This is a genomic window from Neoalteromonas facilis (genome assembly GCF_002807665.1).
GTDB classification, from domain to species: domain Bacteria; phylum Pseudomonadota; class Gammaproteobacteria; order Enterobacterales; family Alteromonadaceae; genus Alteromonas_E; species Alteromonas_E facilis.
Window position 1 is genome coordinate 1,026,985 of sequence record NZ_PEAY01000001.1, and the last position, 21,218, is coordinate 1,048,202.

The window sequence follows — 21,218 nt, forward strand, 5'->3', positions numbered from 1 at the left end:
AAATTATTTTTCGGATATGTCTTTGCAAAACAGTCAGAAATATCGATTAGGGCGATGGGTCGTCTGTCCAATAACAAATACCTTCCAAGACACTGACGAGCAAAGGTCAATAGATAATAAAAGCATGCAAGTGCTTTTATTTCTCATTCAAAACTCAGGGCAAAATGTAACCAAAGAGCAAATCATTGAGCACGTTTGGAAAGACAGTGTTGTCAGTGAAGAGATTTTGTCTGTAGCAATCAGTAAAATCAGAAAAGCATTAGGAGATAATGCGCGCCAGCCTACTTTTATAAAAACGGTACCCAATGTCGGCTATTGCTTGATTGCAAACGTAAAGCCTCTAGCTGAATATACGCAACCAGAAGATGCACCTTCAAATATGCTTAATCTGCGGGCAAGCAACTCTAAACCTTATTTTATCGGTATCACATTCTTCTTACTTGCCATTATTTTTATCGTCAGTTTCTATCGAGTCTATCAAGAGCCTGAGAATAAGAGTCTGGCAGATATTAGTTCAATTGCAGTTTTGCCCTTCGAAGACTTAAATGAAAATAAAGACAATATCTATTTCACCGAAGGGCTATCTGTCGCAATCATCAATCAACTCTCTCAATCGAAATCTTTAAAAGTTATTTCGAGTGATTCTTCTTTCAATTTTAGAGGAAATAAGGACCCGTCTGTAATCGGTAACGCCCTAAAAGTAGAAGCTTTATTAGACGGCAGCGTTCAGCAATTAGCTGAACAAGTAAGAGTAAATGTACGAGTAATTAGCTCGTTCGACGGGCGCCTGTTATGGGCTAAAAGCTTTGATGGTCAACATTCAACTGTATTCAACTTACAAGATCAAATAAGCCGAGAAATAAAGCAGGCTATTCAACCAACCTCACAATCTGAGATTTCCGATAACAAGAAGATCGACAGTCAAGCATACGAATGGTTCTTAATGGCTCAATATCATTGGCGACAAAGGACTCCAATCTCACTATCAAAAGCAGAGACTTACTTTAAACATAGCCTCGAATTAGAACCTAGTTACGTTGACGCATACGTTGGGTTGGCAATTACTTACGGACAATTTCATTACAACTCTAATTGGAGTGCGAAAGAAGCGGTCGATAAAGGACTTCCTTATGCAGAGCAGGCGCTGATATTAGAGCCAAATTCGTCTATGGCACTTGCAGCTAAAGGAATGCTATTGACTCTCAAGGCCGCCTATTCCAAAGCTCCTCTACCTATTTTAAATGAAGCTCAAGACCTTTTTGTTCGATCTTTAGCGTTAGAAGACAGCGCAACGACACACCATTGGTATAGTTTATTGCTTAATCAATTGGGAGAAGAAGCGTTAGTCATTAAGCATATAGAACATGCTATTGCATTAAACCCGCTATCAGCTTCATTAAAAAGGATTTATAGCGAATATTTAGCAATAAGAGGGAAATTAGATACAGCCCAAAAGCTGTATAGTAGAGCCCAAATTCTGGAACCGGATAGAGATTCAAGTATTGTTGAATCTACCCATGTATTTCGCAATTCACCAAGCTCAATTGTCGCCATCGCTGAATGGCAACTAACCAATAGCGAGCTTTTTGAATATTGCGTAAGTGACGAATATTGTGAGCAGGTTGTGTTTTCATATCTAAGTATTGGGCTGGAAAAAGAGGCCAATAAAATATTGGCTCGTATGACGTCAAAACACGAACATTTTGAGGACTCTCTAAAGCTAATAGATTACGGCTTAAAAGGTGAACTAATCAACACTGTGTCTTTGTTAAAGCAATTAAGTGAAACCCGTCCAAATAACTATAAGTACAATTACAGTTTAGCGATTGCCCAATTTAGAGCGGATCTGTTTGAGCAAACCAAAACTTCATTGTTATACCTTTATCCAGATTGGCGTAATGATGGCGAAGTTGAAGTAACAACTGACAATTATTTAGCTTTGATACTCTACGGCGCAACCTTATTAAAACTAGATGAACAAGATTATGCTAATGCCGTATTAAATAATGTAGGGCAATTTCTTCTTTTAGATAAGGTACACGACAAAGCGCAAGCAGAAATGGCACTGGCTCAAGTAAACGCTCAATTGAATCAATCCAGTAAAGCTACAAAACATTTGCGTAAAGCATTAAATCATGGCTGGCTTGAAACCTTTGATAGAGAATGGTGGGCATTGCAAGACGATCACCTCTTGGAGCCTATAAAGTATCAAGCTGAATTCGAAACTTTAGTACAAGATCATCAAGAGAAGGTAAAAGAAATAGCGAAGCGAATTAGTTTAAAACTGGAAGACTTGGGACGTTAAAGCATTATTTATGAGATGTACTGCTGCTGTAGTTACCTTTACAAAGCCATTTGTGTCCAAACGATAGTGGGATAAATGTCCGTTATTTTGCTTGCCCACCATCGCTGTCGATAGACCTATTTCCCGTTTGCCGAATCAAACTGAATTCGAGCTGAGCAAGCGCGGAAAAGAAGCTGAGGAAAACAGACTGAAAACACAATGAAATGTAAGCTCCTTTTCACATAGGAAAATCAGCACCTCTAGAACTTAGGATGTTTCGAGCGCTAAATTAGCTGAGAAGCTATACCTTTAAAAGACTTACCAACTCTTACATCGACGCCATTTAGGAGTGTCACTTTATCTACGCCGACACTTTTCACTTTGCATCTATTAACAGCGAAAGACTTATGGATTTGCACAAAGTGCGCACTGGTTAATTCACTCATTAGGCTTTTTAACGTACTTGAAACCAAGGTAACATTGTGCGACTGCCACACTTTGACATAGTTGCCATAGGCTTCGATGTAATCAATGTCATCTACAACGAACTTTTGTTTTCCTCTATCAACCTTTAAGGCTATGTGGGGCGGTGAAGCAGGCATAACCTTCGTTTCCACTTCCTGATGAAAATGCTTGTTGCGCTCTTTAACTTTATTTAGGGCTTGACTAAGCCGGTCGGCTGAAACAGGTTTCAACAAATAATCTGTCACATCTAAATCGAACCCCTCTACAGCATATTCTTTAAACGCAGTAACCAGGATAACTTGTGGCTTATTGGCCAGAACTTTAAGGAGTTCAATACCCGTTAGGGCCGGCATTTGAATGTCTAGAAACAATAAATCCACGGGTTGACGCGCTAGCAGAGCAAGAGCTTCTGTAGCATTAAAACACTGTCCTATGACTTTAACATCTTTATGAGAAGCAAGGTGATGCAACAAAACATCATGAGCAAGGGGTTCGTCGTCAACTATTACCGCATTAAGCATATTAGCCTTCCTTTAGTGGAGTCACTTCCAATCTCATTCTTAACTCTACATTCCATTCATGGGCACTGCTTGAGACGTCTAACCGTGCGGTATCCCCATACAGCAAATCAAGACGGCGTCGCAGATTAGTCAAGCCCATACCGCCAAGGCTAGTCGCTCTCTTTTCTGGAATTGAATTGCGACAACTCACTTTTAATTGATTCGCATTGACTTGCATTTCAAATTTCAAATACCCGTCTCCCATGCTTGGCTCGACACCATGTTTAAATGCATTTTCAAGAATGTTAATGAGTAAAAGTGGCGGTAATTGTAATCCATTCGTATTCTCGGCCCATGTCACCTCTAACCTTGCCTTGTCACCCATTCTAATTGATTGTAGTGACCAATAGTTTTTTAGGTATTCAACTTCTTGGGTCAAACTTACCTGCTTGTTTTGCCCCTCATAAACAGTGTACCTAAGTAAGTTTGATAGCTGCATCACTAGCTCAGGCGCATCATTCGACTTTTTAAGCGTTAATGCATACAAGCTATTAAGCGTATTAAATAAGAAATGCGGATTAACTTGTTGCTGTAGAAGTTTAAGTTCGGTTTGTGTTTGTTCTTGCTTAATTAACGCCAATTGAGTTTCTTGTGCTTTTCTCTCAAACGCCAAAATAATCGGACTCGATATCGCCAATACCATAAATGTGAACTGGTAATTGATAGGAGAAAATATGTTCTTATCCCCTGCGGGGGTCAAATTGGCAATTCCCGGCGGCAGCTCATTTAGAGGTAGACAAAGGGCGATACCCACATATAAAGGCGTCAATACTACAGTAACAAGTAAGACTGTTAATCCAAAATAAATCACACCGTGAGCCACTAGTACTTTTCGAATAAGCAGATACCTGTTGAGGAAAAATAAAGACAGAATCAACGAAGCTATCACCATTAATTGGAGAAAATAACTAACAAAGTTAAGTGGGTGGTTACTTAACTTATAAGAATCAATCAGCATCGGGATTGGCTGATGCATCAATGGGTTTTCGTATGGTGCAAAAACCGCAGCGAGTACAAGTGCCCAAATAATGGCGAGTAGGACACACACGCCATCTAATGAAAATGCGAGAGAAATAAATCGCGACCTAAATGGTGTTCTTCCAGATTGCCGTGGCTGACTTTTCCAATACACCAACGCACTCGCCACCAGCAAAAGAAACCAGGTTTGCTCGGTAAAATGCTGAGTGAAGTTGAGTATAAAAGGTGGCAACAGCTCTAATGAGTTAATGCCGATTAAACAACTTGGATAAACGATGCCTCCCATAACCAGCAACGGCCAATGAATGCCGTTCAGCGAATGATTTACTAATTTACCAAGACTGAAAATAAAGGGTATGGACGTCAAAGTGATTGAAAGTATGATAAATAAATAATCGCTGACGCTACCATTTAAAACTTGTTCCTTTATAAGAAAAAGAAACTGAAGATGGGCATCAAACAAAAGTACCGAGACAACTGGAATAAACCACAATTTTGATAGCAGAAATTGGTTCCAAAACCGGTTGCTCCGATCGCGTTTGCTTAACTTGTCCATATCGGGCTTCCATCAATAGAGAGTAACAAAGGGATATTAAAGTGCAGTTAACTGAACTCATTTTCTACCAGATTATGACCAATGGCTGTTTTAAGTGACAAACGGAAAAAATTCTTTAAAACCGCCGGTAAGCGCCCCTTCATCATTCAATTTAAGCACACGTCATTCACCACTAGCCGTGTCGATTCAGCCTCGTACTATGCACTCAGATACTACAGGAGGCGATACGAATGCTCAAAATTGAAAACCTGACAAAAACGTATTCAGACGGAACGAAAGCACTGAATAATATATCCCTATCATTACCAAAAGGAATGATAGGACTACTTGGGCCAAATGGTGCAGGAAAGTCGACGTTAATGCGCACCTTGGCTTCTTTACAGTCACCTGATTCAGGCAACATCGTTTTTAACGGCGTTAATACTTTAACAAGCCCTCAACTATTAAGACAGCAACTTGGATATTTACCTCAATATTTTGGCGTTTATCCGAACATGAATTGCCTCTCTCTAATGAAGCATATGTCAGCACTAAAAGGCATCAAGAAAAGTGACGCTGAACAACAAATACATCAACTACTTGAGCTAACTAATCTAACTCATGTTGCTAAGAAGCGCGTATCTACATTTTCAGGTGGTATGCGCCAGCGCTTTGGCATTGCCCAAGCACTATTAGGTGACCCAAAACTCATCATTATGGATGAACCCACTTCAGGTTTAGACCCAATGGAACGTGGCCGTCTGAATGATCTATTAGTGTCGATAAGTCAAAACAAGCTCATCCTGCTGTCAACCCACATCGTCGAAGACATAGAGAGTCTGTGTACACATGTAGCTCTGATGAACAAGGGTGAAATTATTGAATATGGTTCAGTGAACTCACTGATCGCTCCTCTTAAAGGACGAGTGTGGAAAGCCGATTTGATACAAGACTCTTTTAGCAAAACACAAATACTGAACAAGCGTTTTATTCATGGCCTCCCTGAGTACAGATTATTCAGTTCAGTGCAGCCCTCACCAAACGCGGAGTCCGTCACTCCATCTCTGCAAGACAGATATTTCTATGAATTAAATCATGTTGGAGGGACACTATGAACATTCGATATGAACTTCAGTTTGCGCTAAGACAACCCGTCATTTTGATTGTTTATCTAACGTCCGTGCTGTTTTCTTTATTAATAGGACTGGGTGTAACGAATCCTGATATATCTGCGTTGCAACAGTTAGAACTGAACATGGTGACCTTGCATATGATGGTGATCCCCCCCATTGTAGCCGTTATCGCTCCAGTCATTTTACTCAGAGATACTAATGCCAATATGTCTGAGCTTATTTGGGTCACGCCTGTTCGCTCAGATCTGCGCTGGCTTGGAAGGTCCTTAGCAACGGTTGCCGTGACTGGCTTGGCGTTTAGTCTATGTACATTGTTTTTGTTGATGGCGTTTTCAATCAATGTGAGCTTTGAAATAACGATGCTATTCACACTTATCAAGCATGTGATGTATTTCGCCTTACCGACTATTTTATTGCTTACAGTAATCGTACTTTGGTTGTGTCTCTCATTCTCCAACAACGCGATTATTTATCTTGTATTCGGAGCCATCTGGATGGGATATATCATGCTGGCCAGTTCAAATGGCTCACCTGTATTGGCTGGTAGCCAAATTGTCAGCGATTCACTTTATAGCGTCATGCTACGTGCAGATCCTTATGCATTAACCGCGCTCGTCGATGTTAACACATTATCTGAAGCCGACACGTTCACCTATCTATTAATGAATCGTCTCGGTTACTCTTTTTTAGCGTTATTTTGCCTGTATTTACTCATCAGCAAAAAACAAAAGCCAGACCAAGCTAGGAATTCAACAACGATAAAAACCCCGTTTATAAACAGTTCTCTTGGGCTCTTTTTTAAAAAGATAGGGTTACCGAAAAAACACTCAGCTGGCAAACACGCAGTTGAAATAGAGCAACTTGATCAAATACTGAGTTTAAAGGACTCTCCAAAATTAACGAGCACCAAAACCCGTTATGTATTTAGTAATGATGTAAGCGCACTTTACACACGCTATCTCAAATCTTTAGTGCTAAATAAATTGAACCTAATCCTCTTCATGGTTTGGACAGGCCTTTGTTTTGAAAACGTTGCGTCCGGATTAGGCATTACTGACACTTTTTCTCAATATTTGCCAAACAGTATTGATGCATTAAACCGAATTGCGTTCGACTTATTACCGGCTTTTGGCACTGCAATTTGCGCGTTTTGGGCATGGCAGATAGGCACCTACGATAAACGTCATGGGTTCAGCGAGCTTCTAGCCGCTACACCCACTCAAAATAGTACAATTGTTTTAGTTCATTTAGCCGCCATCACTAGCTTATTAGCAATTTTGTTGGTCTGTTCAGCTATAGGCAGTCTCGCAGCCGAAACCTTACTCGACAGCAAAATATTATTATCTCATTACATGACTCAGTTTTGGATCTCAGGTACCCAGTTGCTGCTTATCAGTTGGTTGTTTGTTGCCTGTTTTCATATGTTCAAACAAACTTTAGTCGCTATGGGTGTTGTAACCGCTATCTTAGTTGTGAAATTCACGCCGGTAATGAACCTATTAGGATTAGCTCACCCACTTTGGGATATTGCTTCAGCCCCGGTTCTCGCGCCTGACAGTTTTTGGTATTTCAGCAGCAGTATCACAAGCTTCAAACCTTATATCTCGTTTTGGTTCACATTTGTCATTACTTCGATACTCCTTGCAACTAAGAAAACACATAGGTTGACTGGATTTTCATCACAACCATTTGGCTCACAAAATAAGTGGCTTGCGTTGCCTATTGGTGGCGTGATTCTGTTTGGTTTTTTACTGAGCAACCAAGTTTGGCAAGAGAGGCCCCTTGCAAACGCATCGAAGCGCGAGCATTGGAAAGCCGATTACGAAAAACACTACCAAAATTGGCAAAACATTCCGCAACCTAAGCTGATACATTTGGAAGCAAAAGTAGATATTTATTCTCGGAATGGCCACGCTAATTTTGATTTAACCTATTATGTTACCAACACGCATAGTGAGTCGATAAAAGACCTATTAATTGGTCGCTACGGCAATTATGAGCTGCCGGAAATTGAAATCAAAGACGCCCAACCAACATCGGTTGATCTGACACTCGGTCAAACGACATTCAAGCTTGATTCACCACTTGAGCCTGGCGAAACACTCAGTTTTACGACTCGGTTCTCAGTCGAATCTGATCAACTATGGGTTGAAACATTAAATCAAGCCATTAAGCCTGAATTCAGCAATTTGATTGGCATTCCCTTATTGCCAACCATTGGTTACCAATCCAGGAATGAACTAACGGATACTCAACTTAGAGCCAAGTATAATCTTTCCCCTAAGCCAACATGGAAGCCGTCAACAAATTTGATTCACGGAGCATCAGAGCGAGATGATTATAACTGGATCACAATGAATACCCAATTAAGCGTCGACCATGGGTCCAGAGGCCTTACGCAAGGCAAACTTATAAAAAGCTGGCAACAAGGCGATCGGGCTTATTATAAGTATGAAGCACTTGCGCCTTTTCGGGCCATCCCCGTATGGTCGGCCGTACCATTTAAAGCGCAATCAGCCATGGTAAATAACACTGAAATATCAGTACTGACTCAACACAACAATGAAGCGGTCAAACTTAATTTAAAAGCGATGCAAGACACGTTAGCTTGGTTCGAAGAGAATGTTGTCGCGTACCCTTATACGCAACTAACGCTAGTAAACACCCCTGATCTAGAAGCGAGCGGATATGCCCTGCCTCAAATTATGTATATTGCAGATACGGTCGGTTTTAGGTCATCTCCTCTATCTACGGCCGGTTTTGATCAACGTTATCGCCGTGCGGTGCACGAAACAGCTCATCAGTGGTTTGGTCACAATATAGGCAACGGCGTAAAGGGAGATAGTTTGTTTCTTGTCGAGTCACTTGCCAAATACGTTGAGCTTGTATTGATAGAAAAACATTATGGTTATGAAGCTATGAATGCGTTAGTTGAATATGAACAGAAACGATTTGATTTTGCAGAGGTTCATAATTATGAACAACCGAATGCACTTGTTGATGCCGACAAATATCATGAGCAGTATTCGAAAGCGACACTCGTATTTGCGGAGTTAAGAAATACCGTTGGCGATAAGGCGATCACAACCGCATTAAAGGAAATGTGGAAACGCCATCAGTATCCGAAGACGCCGGCCACATCCATGGATTTTGTTCGATACTTAAAATTCGTTTCTCCCAACCATAAGGATAAAATAGATTCCCTATTATTGACCCCTTAATGGGTCTTGGTAACTCATACTTATCCAAGTATGAGTTACCATTGCTGTTTTACTAGCTTTGGGCCGGCCGTTACCCCTTGTTGATACTCTCACTAGTTTTTAACCAATGTTTGTCGGTTGCAGAAAAGCCTCAATGTAGTTTGATAGTTAAAAATACGTTCAAATAGGCCCATTTGAACGACAATCACATAAATGTAAGGCACATTCACTTTCAATTTGGAGCAGTTACCCATCAAATGAGAGCGAGAGTGAAAAAATTAACCAACCAAAATCTTCAAGCCTACTATGCCCGTATAGCAGGCCTTTCTTACATCATTTTTACGCTGGCAGGATTGATTAAAAACTTTGTATTAAATACGCAACTGTCCGATGTTGGCGCGGCGCATACGCAAGGGATATTCGAGAACGAATTGCAGTTTCGTTTAGGCAGTGCGGCTGAAATAGTGATGTTTCTGGGCGTCGTTATGGCTTCTGTATCTTTTTACATTGTATTTAAATCCGTCAGTAAACAACTCGCACAAACTGCTTTGTGTCTGCGATTAATTGAAATAATCACCGGAGGAATGGCGGTCGTTATTGGTATGGGCATGCTTGCATTGACCAATAGTACTTATCTACAGAATACCGTCGACATGGAGCAATTACATGCGATAGTGATTATTGCCTCCAGTTTTAGACTACCTGCCTATGAATACAGTTGGATACCGATGGGATTTGCAGGCGTCATTACGTTTTATTTGTTCTTTAAGACGCGCTATATTCCACGATTCTGGTCCGTTTGGGGGATGATCACCTACACCAGTTTGATCATTTACCCTTTGGCACGACTACTCATAGTTGATTTACCTCGCGAAGCAATGTTTGTGCTTTTTCCGGGCGCTTTGTTTGAACTCGGTGTTGGGATCTGGTTGTTGATTAAGGGAGTGAATAACCAATCTACTGTCAACGAAATATCGAGTCACTAGCGCCAAAGCTACATATTCTTTGGGGTTCCCCATCCTTATAGGCTCTGTTTAGCGCTGACTGCTGTCTGTGCGGCATAGCCTATATTTTTATTAATTTCTGATTGTTGTGACCGTTACTTGTCTCTCGTTATAGCGCCACATTTATAGCATTTCGTGTCAATTTTTAAGTGATTGCTAAAGAACACCAAATAGCATTTTCACCACTAAAAATCACTTTTCAGCCTTACCACATCACTTTCACGCAAACTTCTTCATTGCACAAACTTTAAATGATAACAATTATCATTTGCATTTTTATTTTGTTTGTTTACCATAGCCCATCTCTGTCACCACGAAGGAAGAAAAGTGTCAACACATACAAAACTTGGATCAACAGCCCTTATCAGCACACTCGCATTTGCATTACCCGCACTCGCGACGAATGAAGAATCTGAAAAATCTATCGAAGAACGCACAAGCGCGGTGGAACTCATCGAAATACACGGCGTAAGAAACTCCATCTATAACGTGAAACGATCGGGCGATGTAAGACGATTAGTCGATCTAGTAGATACGCCAGCAACCATAACGGTATTAACCAAAGATCAAATAGAAGAGTCAGGCCGTTCAGATCTTAAAGAAGTGTTGTCGACTCAGGCGGGCGTCACATTGGGAACGGGTGAAAATGGTAACGCGTTTGGTGATCGCTATATCATCCGTGGTCATGAAGCACGTTCCGACGTATTTGTTGATGGATTGCGTGATCCAGGCATGAATACGCGAGAGAGCTTTTCTGTCGAACAAATTGAAATCACCAAGGGTCCGAGTTCTACGTTTGCGGGCAGAGGCTCTTCTGGTGGTGCGATCAACAGTATTACCAAAAAAGCCTCTATTGATTATGATTTTGGTCGCGTTGATGTCGGATTGGGCAGTGACAACTATTTGCGTACAACGCTAGACGTCAACACACCTATCAACGATTCATTCGCCACTCGTATCAATATTCTCAAAGCATCAGAAGATGCGCCTAAACGTGATGGCGCTGAACGAGATCGCCAAGGTGCCCTCCTGTCTGGTCTTTATGACGATTTAGATAAAACAAAAGTCTGGGCTGACATCTACTACTTAAAAGCTGAAGATGTACCTGATTTTGGCACGACACAAGTCAACGAACAGATCATTAAAGATATTCCGGTCTATGCGCAAAAGCATGACTTTTTGTATTCTGAAGCGATGTCATCAACAGTCCGAGTAGAATACCAACTCAATCCCAACTGGAAGCTTTACAATATTACGCGCTATGGCCAAACCAACAATGGCTATGTTGCCACCAGCGCCGGCGGTACCACGGGTTATATAACAGAAGCAGATGCTATAGCAGGCATTAATGGTTTCACAACGTTTGGATTCGGCAGTCATTCGGCGTATCAAGACATTGAACACTTATCGACTCAATTCAGTCTCTTTACTGACGTATCCTTAGCTGACACGAATCATCAAATCGTCATCAGTGCTGAATACTCCGACTATTCAGTTCTCAATGGGCGATACAGCGACACGGGGTCAGTCAGTCAAACTAACTGCTGGACAAGTGGCAGAGGCGGCATTGGTGAAAACTTCTGTGCGATTGATCCCACGGGGAACATAGTCGCAGGATTAAATAATGTTATAGATCGTTCGAATGCGACTAAGGGCGACTTCTCAGCGGATTATCAGTACACCGTGTCGGCTTTCTCATTAATGGACACCGTGCAGGTAACGGATAAATTGATGATGTTCGCAGGAATTCGTTTAGATGCATATGACTATAGCAACCTTGCAAACGGACGCAGTGGAGAAGCACTATATGAATTCTCAGATACCCTGACCAATGGTCATTTGGGGCTTGTGTACGAGGTTGTAGATGACATTAATCTATACGCTGCGTATGGCACTGCGACAAACATTAATGGTGGAGAATCCGATGTTGGCGCGAACTGTGGATACGGTGGTGTATGTACTGATTCAGATGGCAATGCAGATGCTGAGCCTGAGACTGTTACAAACCTTGAATTAGGCACCAAGATGTCGCTCAATGACGAACAGTTGTTCGTTCAACTAGCAGCGTTTAAATTGACCAAAGATGACATAATGGAAGGCGCCGGTCGTGGTTACGATGTCACTGGTGCACTCAATACCGGTAAGCATGAAGTAACTGGAGTTGAACTTGCCTTAAATGGACAAGTCACTGACGCACTGAGTATTCAAGTTAGTACCGCTGTTATGGATTCAGAAGTTCTTGAATCAGCATCGAACCCAGATAATGTGGGCTTACCATTAGCACTGTTTGCGAATAAAAGCTTTTACGCACAAGCGCGTTACCAAGTCACCGATGATTTTGCCTTTGGTGGGGATGTGACTTATAAAGATCGTATGACAGGTGGACAGCCTGACACCGGTTCTAGTGGTCCAGAGGTTCCTGCTTATCGCGTGTACAACCTGTTTGCGTCATATAACATCTCTGAAGATCTAACGACACGTATCAATATAGGTAACGTGTTTGATGACGAGTACTACACGTCTACTTACCGCGCCCCCAAATTTATGTACATTGGTGACAGACAATCGGTACGCGCTACCCTAACCTACCAATTTTAAGGAGAACACTATGGTCTTGATCGAACAATTATTGACGCAAAAGGAAGTCGATTCAATTCGACAGCACCTCGATCAAGCGCCATGGCTAGATGGCAAAGGCACTGCAATGGGGATGGCGGCGGCTGTAAAGGAAAACGGCCAAGCCGACCCTAGCCACTCATTGGTTCAGCAACTGGCTAACCAGCTACTGGGGATCTATGGGCAGTCACAAAAATTAGTCTCTGCGGTCCTTCCGCATAAAATATTTCCGCCGTGCTTCAACCGTTATACGCAAGGCGAATCTTATGGCTTTCATGTGGATGGGGCGATCATGCGCTTGCCCCATTCACAAGAGGTACTACGTTCTGACATGTCAATGACGCTATTTTTGTCAGAGCCTGACGAATATGAAGGTGGTGAACTAGTCATACAAACAGAGTTCGGCGAGCAGCGAGTCAAACCTCGAGCAGGCGATGCTGTCACCTACCCTTCGAGTAGCTTACATCAGGTAACCCCCGTGACTTCAGGTACTCGTCTGGCCGCTATAACCTGGATGCAAAGTCTAGTGTCAGACACCCACATTCGCGAGGTTCTTTTCGAGCTTGACCAAACTATTCAATCGTTGATGCAAAATGAACAAATACCGCGCCAACAACTCGATAGTCTTCACCATGTATACCACAATTTGATCCGTAAACACGCATCTGTATAGTCATCTGAGCGTCACATAAAGCCAATATGATCCATTGATGATTATACGCGTTTTATAATATTTACAGTGCAATATAGAATGCGCTGAGGCATATCGAGAGATGTATAATACGCTCCCACTCGATTAATAGCCTATTCATATGATTTTAATAGGAGTTTTTCATGCGAATGTTACATACGATGCTTCGGGTCGGCGATTTAGAGCGCTCAATAAAATTCTACACTGATGTCATGGGCATGAAGCTTATACGCACCAGCGAAAACGCTGAATATCGTTACACCTTAGCCTTTGTCGGCTATGCAGATGAATCAGAACAAGCCGTGCTGGAGCTTACCTACAATTGGGATACTGATAGCTATACTCATGGCGATGCATTCGGCCATATTGCCTTTGCAGTGAATGATATCTATGCGTTTTGTGAGCAGCTGACAGCGCATGGTGCTGATGTTTACCGCCCTCCGGGCCCGGTGAAAGGTGGGCGCACTGTGATCGCATTTGTAAGAGATCCTGATGGTTATGCCATTGAGTTAATTGAAAAGGCGTAAATTATCATGAGGCGCAAACGAGTTTTTTTCGGTGCATTTACATGCCTTATAGGCTTATTAGGTTGCGCTACAAATGCAGTTCAGAGTTTACCCAGTGCTGAAACGCACGAACAAAAGCCAATTGTCATTGCGCACCGAGGTGCCAGTGGCTATTTGCCTGAGCACACGCTACCAGCGGCGCTTTTGGCGTTTGAACAAGGGGCTGACTATATAGAGCAGGACTTGGTGCTCAGCCGAGATGGTGAGTTAGTTGTACTACATGACATTCATATTGACCGAGTCACCAATGTGGCAGACATGTATCCACTGCGCAAACGTGCAGACGGCCGTTACTACGCGATTGATTTTGACCTGGCCGAATTAAAGCAGCTCGCCGTTCACGAGCGAAAAAATAAGGCTGGTGAACAGGTTTTTCCTCATCGCTATTCTGGCAACGCGGCATTCACTATTGCAACGTTTAATGAGCAAATCGAGCTAATAAAATTACTCAACTCCCTGACTGGAAAAGATGTTGGAATCTATGCCGAAATAAAATCTCCAGGTTGGCATCAACAACAAGGGTATGATATTTCCGCAGCAACCCTAAAGTCTTTAGAAGCACATGGGTTAAATCATCCAGCAGCAAAGGTTTATCTTCAGTGCTTTGATTTTAACGAAGTCAAACGTTTGAAAACTCAACTTAACGCCAAGGTAAAATTGATACAATTATTGGCAGATAATAGTTGGGGTGAATCTGACATCAACTATGATGCTTTGATGACTGAGCAGGGTTTAGCTGAAATTGCTCAATACGCAGTGGGAATTGGGCCTTGGCTAAACCAGATGATTGATCCCAAAAAGCTTTCCCCTTCGGGTCTTCACGCATTGGCAAAACAACAAGGCTTGCTGGTACATCCCTATACCTTTAGGTCTGACTCACTGCCACAAGGGATAGGTCAGCAGCAACTACTCGATATATTGTTCACGCGCATGAAAGTTGATGGTGTTTTTACTGACCAAACGGATGTTGTCAGAGGTTTCTTAGATCGTTAAGACTTTGCCATGCGGATCACAACACGACGGTTTTGTGCTCGACCGGATTCAGTCGTGTTAGGTGATATATGCCGCTTTTCACCATGTCCTGTCACATCAATGCGATTGGGTGATACGCCGGCATTTGCAAAAAAGTCACGAATTTCGTTTGCTCTTCGAATAGATAACTGCTCATTATTCCAACGCCCACCATAACTATCCGTGTAACCATCTAATAATACTAATTCAAGTTCAGCATCTTCTTTGAGATAGTCCGCAATCATGCTGAGACGTCGTTGCGAATACTTGGTTAATTCAACGCTGTTTTTCTTATAACTCAACACGGTATAAGCAATATCATCAAAGCTATAAGGTAATAGGTTGGACACACAGGCAACAAACTGCTGATAGGCGGGAATAAAATTCGCTGCATTTAGTGCGACGGCTACTTTATCGAATTGATTGTACCAATCCTGATAATAAATCGTCGGCCAATAACCCTTTTCAAGTTCGCTCAACATGGTCCAAGCCGTCTGCTCTGGCAAATCGCCATTGTATTGAGTACGAATTGTCATCTCGGCTAACGCTTTGTGCTGCTGCCCAGGCATCCAACTCGGCGGTACCGAGTAAACCGCTGCCACACCGAAACTTTTTGGTAGTTGCATCATGTCCAGCTCAAACATCATGTTCAGCTGCTTTGACGCTTCGCTTGAAAAGATCGCCTCGCCGTAACCCGGAATAGAATGTGAGAGATCACAGGCGATACGTGATTGTTGGGTAACTTGCCAGTCTGACTGTTCTACGCCTGCAGAATACTGCCGCATATTAGCCTGGGCAGAGCCCATAGCGAATACAGTAGCTACACCAGCGTAAAGTAGTGACTTGTGAAAAGGCATAAATACTCCAACGAACCTAGCTCTTTATCGTCATTTGAACATAAAAGTTTAGCCTTAAACTGGATAGATACAACCGATGTTGTCATACTGCACAGCAAATCAATGAATATTGTTTAATAAGCAATCAAACTGTCAACAATAAGATCTTTTTCATGTCATATGATACCAACGCTATAGCTGGTAGGTTTCGCGGCTACTTTCCCGTTATTATTGATGTTGAAACGGCAGGCTTCAATGCCCAAACCGACGCGTTGTTAGAAATTGCCGCCGTCACCGTCGCGTATGATGAAAACTTGATGCTTCATCCTGACCTTTCGTTTCATCGTCACATTGAACCATTCGAGGGTGCTAACATAGAGCAAGCCGCACTAGACTTTAATGGGATTGACCCCAACTGTGCATTAAGAGGCGCAGTCAGTGAATCTGAGGCAATGAAAGATCTATGCAAAACCATTCGAAAAGCGCAAAAACTCGCGGATTGTCAGCGTTCGGTGATTGTTGCGCACAATGCTAGTTTCGACCAAGGCTTTGTCAATGCAGCATTAGAACGGCAGTCGATAAAACGGACCCCTTTTCATCCATTTGTCTCATTTGATACTACTAGCCTAGCGGCATTGACCTTGGGACAAACGGTCCTCATCAAGGCGTGCCAAGCGGCTAAGATCCGCTTTGACTCTAAACAAGCGCATTCAGCACTATACGATGCAGAAAAAACTGCCGAGCTCTTTTGCTATATGGTCAATAAATGGCAAAAGTTAGGTGGCTGGCCGCTGTCTGCTTTAGATTAAATTTCGTAATAAAAAGGCCACTTTACAGTGGCCTTTTTTATCATCTTCGTTCGGAAAGGAAGATTATAGATCGTCAGATTTTTCCGCTAAGTACTTTGCAACCCCTTCAGGGCTTGCATCCATACCTGATTTACCTTGTTGCCAACCTGCTGGGCAAACCTCACCGTGTTCTTCATGGAAGCTCAACGCATCTACCATACGCAACATCTCATCAATATTGCGGCCTAAAGGTAAGTCATTGACAACCTGATGACGCACCATGCCTTCACCATCAACTAGGAATGAGCCACGGAAAGCAACACCATCAGTCGGGTGCTCAACATCGTATGCTTGGCAGATTTCGTGTTTAACGTCAGCAACTAACGTATATTTTACTGGACCGATACCACCTTGGTTGATCGGTGTGTTACGCCATGCATTGTGGCTAAATTGAGAATCAATCGATACACCAATAACCTCTACTCCGCGCTTTTGGAACTCTTCAAAACGCTTGTCAAAAGCAATCAGCTCTGACGGGCATACGAAGGTAAAATCTAATGGATAAAAGAAGATGACAGCCTTTTTACCCTTTATCGCTTCACTTAACGTGAATTGATCAACGATTTCACCGCTTCCAAGTACTGCTGCTGCAGTAAAATCTGGTGCTGGACGACCTACAAGTACGCTCATGAGAGACTCCCTATTTAAATTTAATTCGTGTTTTTTATTTGTATTCCGGTAACGACTGTTTGCGTCAACGGCTAAGACCTTTTGGATATAGGTACAATTTATGTGAAAACAACTACCTAGCCAGAAATTATTTTGGCCCCAATAGACGACACGAATTAGTTCTTCCCGGTCAAGGGCACTTCTGGGTTGCAGGCTGAATAAACGAAATATATTTATTGTTTCAGATACACCTAACCCCGAAATAGTGATTAAAGAGTAAGCAAAAAATGCTTGCCAATAACCTAAATAACAATTATTATCATTTGCAATTATTTTACAGGGTTAATCAATGTTCGTTTGCATGTGTTTCGGGGTAACAGATACCGCCATTAAACAAGCCGTCAAAGCGCATGGCGTTGGCAACGTGCGCGAATTAACCCAATTAATGCAAATGGGATCGGATTGTGGGCGATGTGTTCAAATGGCCCAACAAATTATCGACAACACCATAGTCGATGAGTCTTTGTTTAAAGAAGTGTGTTAAAAAAAAAGCCCGTTTAAAAACGGGCTTTTTTATATCAACTCAGCTCGACTAGGCGTCTTTGCTAGCGTGTTTCTCTGCCGTTTCTTTGATCAACGGCTGTAACTCACCCTGCTGAAACATTTCCAGAATAATGTCACAACCGCCAACTAACTCCCCTTCAACCCACAATTGCGGGAAAGTTGGCCAGTCCGCATATACCGGCAGCTCTGCTCGAATATCAGGGTTTTGCAGAATATCTACATAGGCAAACTGTTCACCACACGACATGATGGCTTGCGATGCTTGCGCTGAAAAACCGCAACTCGGCAGTTTCGGAGAGCCTTTCATATACAATAAAATTGGATTTTCTGAAATTTGCTGCTTAATCTTATCCAAGGTAGCTTGGCTATCATGTGTTTGCATAACGTTCTCAATAAATTGACTTGGTTGGAATATAAGTATTAACCGCCTGAGTTTCAAGGTGCGTTCATATGATAAACTTGCCCTTGCACTTTTTAAAAGTGACCCCATTTACATTCTTGGAAGTAATAATAGACTTAGGTTTGCAGCGGACAAGACATAGATCTATCAGCTGCATGACCATAAACAAACCAATACTCAATCAAGGAAATCAACGGAGACCATCGCATGGCTTTTGAATTACCGGCTTTACCTTACGAAAAAAACGCTCTTGAACCGCATATCTCTGCGGAAACTTTAGATTTTCACCATGGTAAACACCATGCTACCTACGTTACCAAGCTAAATGGTTTGATTGAAGGCACGGAGCTAGAGAATAAAAGTTTAGAAGAAATCGTTAAGTCTTCAGACGGTGGCGTGTTTAACAACGCTGCTCAGATCTGGAACCATACATTTTACTGGCACAGCCTAAGCCCAAATGGTGGTGGTGAGCCTACCGGCGCGCTAGCTGATGCAATTAACGCAAAGTGGGGCTCTTTTGCTGACTTCCAAGCAGCATTCAATGATAAAGCCGTGAACAACTTCGGTTCTAGCTGGACTTGGTTAGTAAAAAATGCAGATGGCAGCTTAGATATCGTCAATACAAGCAATGCTGCGACGCCAATCACTGAAGAAGGCGTAACGCCATTGTTAACAGTTGATTTGTGGGAACACGCCTACTACATCGATTACCGCAACGTACGTCCTAAATACCTAGAAGGTTTCTGGGCGCTAGCAAATTGGGCGTTCGCTGCAGAAAACTTTGCATAAGTTTTAGTGTAATAAGAAAAACCCCGCTACTGCGGGGTTTTTTATTACCCTCTGTTACACACCAGCGCAAGCTGTTCAGTATTGTTCGAAAACACTAATCGACTAGCACCATACTTACATTGCGACGTTATCGATATAAATGGTTGCCAGTCTGAATCACTACCATACTGCCAATAAATCAGCCCTTCACTATCTGGACTAACCGTGACAGCTTTTCCATCAGGGGTCCATGCATAGTAAGCACTCGATTCGGGAAGTTTAGTCAGCTTCTGGGTTTGTTTAGTTTTTGCGTCATACTGCATCAACCAATGCTGCTCATTTTCTAACTTTGAATAACTGAACTTATCCGCTTGGTTTGGTATAGCCCATAAACTCGCACCGATATTGTTATCAACAATATCGCCTGTTTGAGCGTCCCCTAAAGTAGACCAACGTTGAAGTGTATGAGGCTGCTCTTCACTTGTCCCCAATACAAAAACTAAGACGTCTGTGTTGTTTAACCACACATGATAGCCAATCGGATCGATGGGTAATAATTGACGTGTGTCATCAGTACTAAGAGACCACTGGCGTAACCATTGTTTACCGTTGTCATCGACCCAAATACCGGACAATGCTTCTTGGTTAGGTACTGGCGTTGGCGAATATTCACTCGTAGTAGATTGGGTTACATTCACTGTATTGCCCGAAGCAATATCATAACGATAAAAGTCAGTTTGCCCTGATGCATCACTCCCCGTGTAATACACAAGGCTGTCATCCGCCGTAAAATAAGGCTGATTATGATAAAAAGGCGCATCAGTAACTTTTACCCACGTGTCAGCAACTTTTAATGCCGCATGCTTGCTATCAGTATTATCTTGCAAGGCAATTAGCCAGATATCAGACCCGGGTATTTGCGCCCAGCTTGTGCAGGTAATACTCGCAGCTACAATTGCCGCCCAATAACGCCCCATGAATATCTCCTTGTAAAGCTTATGCTAACTTTTGTTTAGACAACGGTAACAGGATCAGCGCCGACACCAAAGCAATGATTGCGGCGAAGGTAAAACTCTCTAATGACCCACTCCCCTGAGACCACATTTGGCCGGCGAGCCAATTGCCCAAAGCGCCACCCGCACCAAAAGCAACACCGATATAAATAGCCTGACCTCGACTTTGAAAGTCAGCATGAAAATAATGATGGATAAATGCCACGCTTACCGCATGCGTTAAACCAAAACTAAATGCATGCAATAACTGAGAAACAATCAACATCTCATTGGCATGCGCCAAGAATCCTAGTACCCACCATCGAATGGCAGTAAGCAAAATACTAACAATTAATAACCATTTCACGCCAAAGCGTTGGAGTAAACGATGCGCCAACATAAAGATAATGACTTCAGCGGCTACTCCCAGTGCAATAAGAAACCCTGTAAACTGCCCGCTATGCCCCAAGTCACGCATATAGAGTGCAAAAAAACCGTAATAAGGGCCAAAGCTGACTTGCAGTAAGGTCGCAGATAATAGAAATATTAAAAAAACCGGCTTGAACACTAACTGCCAACCGCCTTGGTTGTGGTTAGTCTCGGTTTGCTTGAGCCGTGGATTCGCAATCCACAAAGTGGATAAAAATAACAACCCTAGTACCGTTACGCTAATGTATATAGGCACTTCGCTACCAAATACATCCAGCAAGTGACCGGTCAACATGGTGAGTAAAATAAAACCGATACTGCCCCATAATCTGACGTTGCCGTAATTTACTGAACGCTCACGGGATTCAGTCAGGGTAATGACCTCTAACTGTGGTAACACGGCTGTCCAAAACATCATCATCAGACCAAACGTTAAGGTTAACCACCAAAATGTCATGGCCCAAAAAACACCAGCGAAACTAATAACCGTTAATAGACACCCTAACCGCAAAACAAACAGCGTTTTGCCGGTTTTATCTGCCAAGCTTGCCCAAATACCAGGACCAAAAATGCGGGCAAATGTGATCAGCGCAAATAATTCGCCTATTTGGGCAGAACTAAAGCCGCGGCCATCAAGGAAAATCCCCAGATACGGAACAATAATGCCCAACTGGGCGAAATAGAGAAAGTAAGTTAAGGATAGCCGTTTCACTAGGCTATCCTTTTACT

Annotated in this window: 18 protein-coding genes; 11 read left to right on the top strand and 7 right to left on the bottom strand. The window is 42.5% G+C overall.

The window, feature by feature from the left end; genetic code table 11:
* Positions 1-16 precede the first annotated feature (16 nt).
* Positions 17-2,305 carry a winged helix-turn-helix domain-containing tetratricopeptide repeat protein gene (locus CSH93_RS04650; RefSeq protein WP_100642020.1) on the top strand — a complete coding sequence of 763 codons (2,289 nt, stop codon included), beginning with the start codon at positions 17-19 and terminating at the stop codon, positions 2,303-2,305.
* Between the two features lie 263 nt (positions 2,306-2,568).
* Here the strand turns inward: CSH93_RS04650 and CSH93_RS04655 are convergent, their stop codons facing one another.
* The gene (locus tag CSH93_RS04655; protein ID WP_100642021.1) at positions 2,569-3,270 is read right to left on the bottom strand and encodes a LytR/AlgR family response regulator transcription factor; all 702 of its coding nucleotides are present in this window, start codon (positions 3,268-3,270) and stop codon (positions 2,569-2,571) included.
* Position 3,271: 1 nt separating this feature from the next.
* Entirely contained in the window at positions 3,272-4,843 is a 1,572-nt protein-coding gene (locus CSH93_RS04660; protein WP_100642022.1) for a sensor histidine kinase, read from the bottom strand.
* A 230-nt stretch (positions 4,844-5,073) separates the two neighbouring features.
* On the opposite strand from CSH93_RS04660, the gene CSH93_RS04665 reads away from it, so the two are divergent.
* The 7 genes from CSH93_RS04665 (at position 5,074) to glpQ (ending at position 15,025) form a co-directional block, all read left to right on the top strand.
* Positions 5,074-5,937 (top strand): ABC transporter ATP-binding protein, encoded by an 864-nt coding sequence (locus tag CSH93_RS04665; protein WP_100642023.1) that lies wholly within the window; start codon positions 5,074-5,076, stop codon positions 5,935-5,937.
* Positions 5,934-9,176 (top strand): M1 family aminopeptidase, encoded by a 3,243-nt coding sequence (locus tag CSH93_RS04670; protein ID WP_100642024.1) that lies wholly within the window; start codon positions 5,934-5,936, stop codon positions 9,174-9,176. Before CSH93_RS04665 ends, CSH93_RS04670 begins: the two co-directional genes overlap by 4 nt.
* A gap of 248 nt (positions 9,177-9,424) precedes the next feature.
* Positions 9,425-10,141, top strand: a complete 717-nt coding sequence (locus tag CSH93_RS04675; protein ID WP_164078297.1) for a DUF4386 domain-containing protein — start codon at positions 9,425-9,427, stop codon at positions 10,139-10,141.
* A 345-nt stretch (positions 10,142-10,486) separates the two neighbouring features.
* Complete coding sequence (locus tag CSH93_RS04680) at positions 10,487-12,757, top strand: TonB-dependent receptor (protein WP_100642026.1); 2,271 nt, start codon at positions 10,487-10,489, stop codon at positions 12,755-12,757.
* A gap of 10 nt (positions 12,758-12,767) precedes the next feature.
* Complete coding sequence (locus tag CSH93_RS04685) at positions 12,768-13,448, top strand: Fe2+-dependent dioxygenase (RefSeq protein WP_100642027.1); 681 nt, start codon at positions 12,768-12,770, stop codon at positions 13,446-13,448.
* Positions 13,449-13,609: 161 nt separating this feature from the next.
* Positions 13,610-13,993, top strand: coding sequence for a lactoylglutathione lyase (gloA, locus tag CSH93_RS04690; RefSeq protein ID WP_100642028.1), 384 nt, complete (start codon positions 13,610-13,612; stop codon positions 13,991-13,993).
* Between the two features lie 6 nt (positions 13,994-13,999).
* Complete coding sequence (gene glpQ / locus CSH93_RS04695; RefSeq protein WP_100642029.1) at positions 14,000-15,025, top strand: glycerophosphodiester phosphodiesterase; 1,026 nt, start codon at positions 14,000-14,002, stop codon at positions 15,023-15,025.
* On the opposite strand, the gene CSH93_RS04700 is transcribed toward glpQ, so the two are convergent.
* On the bottom strand, positions 15,022-15,900 hold the full coding sequence (locus tag CSH93_RS04700) for a flagellar protein MotY (protein ID WP_100642030.1): 879 nt from the start codon (positions 15,898-15,900) through the stop codon (positions 15,022-15,024). The genes glpQ and CSH93_RS04700 overlap by 4 nt on opposite strands.
* Before the next feature lie 152 nt (positions 15,901-16,052).
* Here CSH93_RS04700 and rnt point away from each other — a divergent pair, with 152 nt between their 5' ends.
* Positions 16,053-16,688 carry a ribonuclease T gene (gene rnt / locus CSH93_RS04705; RefSeq protein WP_100642031.1) on the top strand — a complete coding sequence of 212 codons (636 nt, stop codon included), beginning with the start codon at positions 16,053-16,055 and terminating at the stop codon, positions 16,686-16,688.
* A gap of 63 nt (positions 16,689-16,751) precedes the next feature.
* Here the strand turns inward: rnt and CSH93_RS04710 are convergent, their stop codons facing one another.
* Positions 16,752-17,357: a peroxiredoxin C gene (locus tag CSH93_RS04710; RefSeq protein ID WP_100642032.1), complete on the bottom strand. Its 606-nt coding sequence runs from the start codon at positions 17,355-17,357 to the stop codon at positions 16,752-16,754.
* Positions 17,358-17,685: 328 nt separating this feature from the next.
* On the opposite strand from CSH93_RS04710, the gene CSH93_RS04715 reads away from it, so the two are divergent.
* The gene (locus CSH93_RS04715) at positions 17,686-17,880 is read left to right on the top strand and encodes a (2Fe-2S)-binding protein (RefSeq protein ID WP_100642033.1); all 195 of its coding nucleotides are present in this window, start codon (positions 17,686-17,688) and stop codon (positions 17,878-17,880) included.
* Between the two features lie 48 nt (positions 17,881-17,928).
* On the opposite strand, the gene CSH93_RS04720 is transcribed toward CSH93_RS04715, so the two are convergent.
* A complete protein-coding gene (locus CSH93_RS04720) occupies positions 17,929-18,282 on the bottom strand; it encodes a Grx4 family monothiol glutaredoxin (RefSeq protein WP_100642341.1) in 354 nt (117 codons plus the stop codon).
* 225 nt (positions 18,283-18,507) lie between these two features.
* Between CSH93_RS04720 and CSH93_RS04725 the strand changes: the two genes are divergently transcribed.
* On the top strand, positions 18,508-19,089 hold the full coding sequence (locus tag CSH93_RS04725; RefSeq protein WP_100642034.1) for a Fe-Mn family superoxide dismutase: 582 nt from the start codon (positions 18,508-18,510) through the stop codon (positions 19,087-19,089).
* Between the two features lie 44 nt (positions 19,090-19,133).
* Here the strand turns inward: CSH93_RS04725 and CSH93_RS04730 are convergent, their stop codons facing one another.
* Together CSH93_RS04730 and CSH93_RS04735 are read right to left on the bottom strand one after the other, a co-directional pair.
* Positions 19,134-20,045 carry a TolB family protein gene (locus CSH93_RS04730; RefSeq protein ID WP_100642035.1) on the bottom strand — a complete coding sequence of 304 codons (912 nt, stop codon included), beginning with the start codon at positions 20,043-20,045 and terminating at the stop codon, positions 19,134-19,136.
* A 19-nt stretch (positions 20,046-20,064) separates the two neighbouring features.
* A complete protein-coding gene (locus CSH93_RS04735) occupies positions 20,065-21,201 on the bottom strand; it encodes an MFS transporter (protein WP_100642036.1) in 1,137 nt (378 codons plus the stop codon).
* Positions 21,202-21,218: the final 17 nt, after the last annotated feature.

What these genes read in the sequence shown, in the direction of transcription:
- CSH93_RS04730 (WP_100642035.1), bottom strand. Translation starts at nt 20,045, where the DNA reads ATGGGGCGTTATTGGGCGGCAATTGTAGCTGCGAGTATTACCTGCACA.
- CSH93_RS04720 (WP_100642341.1), bottom strand. Translation starts at nt 18,282, where the DNA reads ATGCAAACACATGATAGCCAAGCTACCTTGGATAAGATTAAGCAGCAA.
- CSH93_RS04710 (WP_100642032.1), bottom strand. Translation starts at nt 17,357, where the DNA reads ATGAGCGTACTTGTAGGTCGTCCAGCACCAGATTTTACTGCAGCAGCA.
- CSH93_RS04700 (WP_100642030.1), bottom strand. Translation starts at nt 15,900, where the DNA reads ATGCCTTTTCACAAGTCACTACTTTACGCTGGTGTAGCTACTGTATTC.
- CSH93_RS04665 (WP_100642023.1), top strand. Translation starts at nt 5,074, where the DNA reads ATGCTCAAAATTGAAAACCTGACAAAAACGTATTCAGACGGAACGAAA.
- CSH93_RS04670 (WP_100642024.1), top strand. Translation starts at nt 5,934, where the DNA reads ATGAACATTCGATATGAACTTCAGTTTGCGCTAAGACAACCCGTCATT.
- CSH93_RS04685 (WP_100642027.1), top strand. Translation starts at nt 12,768, where the DNA reads ATGGTCTTGATCGAACAATTATTGACGCAAAAGGAAGTCGATTCAATT.
- CSH93_RS04660 (WP_100642022.1), bottom strand. Translation starts at nt 4,843, where the DNA reads ATGGACAAGTTAAGCAAACGCGATCGGAGCAACCGGTTTTGGAACCAA.
- CSH93_RS04715 (WP_100642033.1), top strand. Translation starts at nt 17,686, where the DNA reads ATGTTCGTTTGCATGTGTTTCGGGGTAACAGATACCGCCATTAAACAA.
- rnt (WP_100642031.1), top strand. Translation starts at nt 16,053, where the DNA reads ATGTCATATGATACCAACGCTATAGCTGGTAGGTTTCGCGGCTACTTT.
- gloA (WP_100642028.1), top strand. Translation starts at nt 13,610, where the DNA reads ATGCGAATGTTACATACGATGCTTCGGGTCGGCGATTTAGAGCGCTCA.
- CSH93_RS04655 (WP_100642021.1), bottom strand. Translation starts at nt 3,270, where the DNA reads ATGCTTAATGCGGTAATAGTTGACGACGAACCCCTTGCTCATGATGTT.
- CSH93_RS04725 (WP_100642034.1), top strand. Translation starts at nt 18,508, where the DNA reads ATGGCTTTTGAATTACCGGCTTTACCTTACGAAAAAAACGCTCTTGAA.
- CSH93_RS04650 (WP_100642020.1), top strand. Translation starts at nt 17, where the DNA reads ATGTCTTTGCAAAACAGTCAGAAATATCGATTAGGGCGATGGGTCGTC.
- glpQ (WP_100642029.1), top strand. Translation starts at nt 14,000, where the DNA reads ATGAGGCGCAAACGAGTTTTTTTCGGTGCATTTACATGCCTTATAGGC.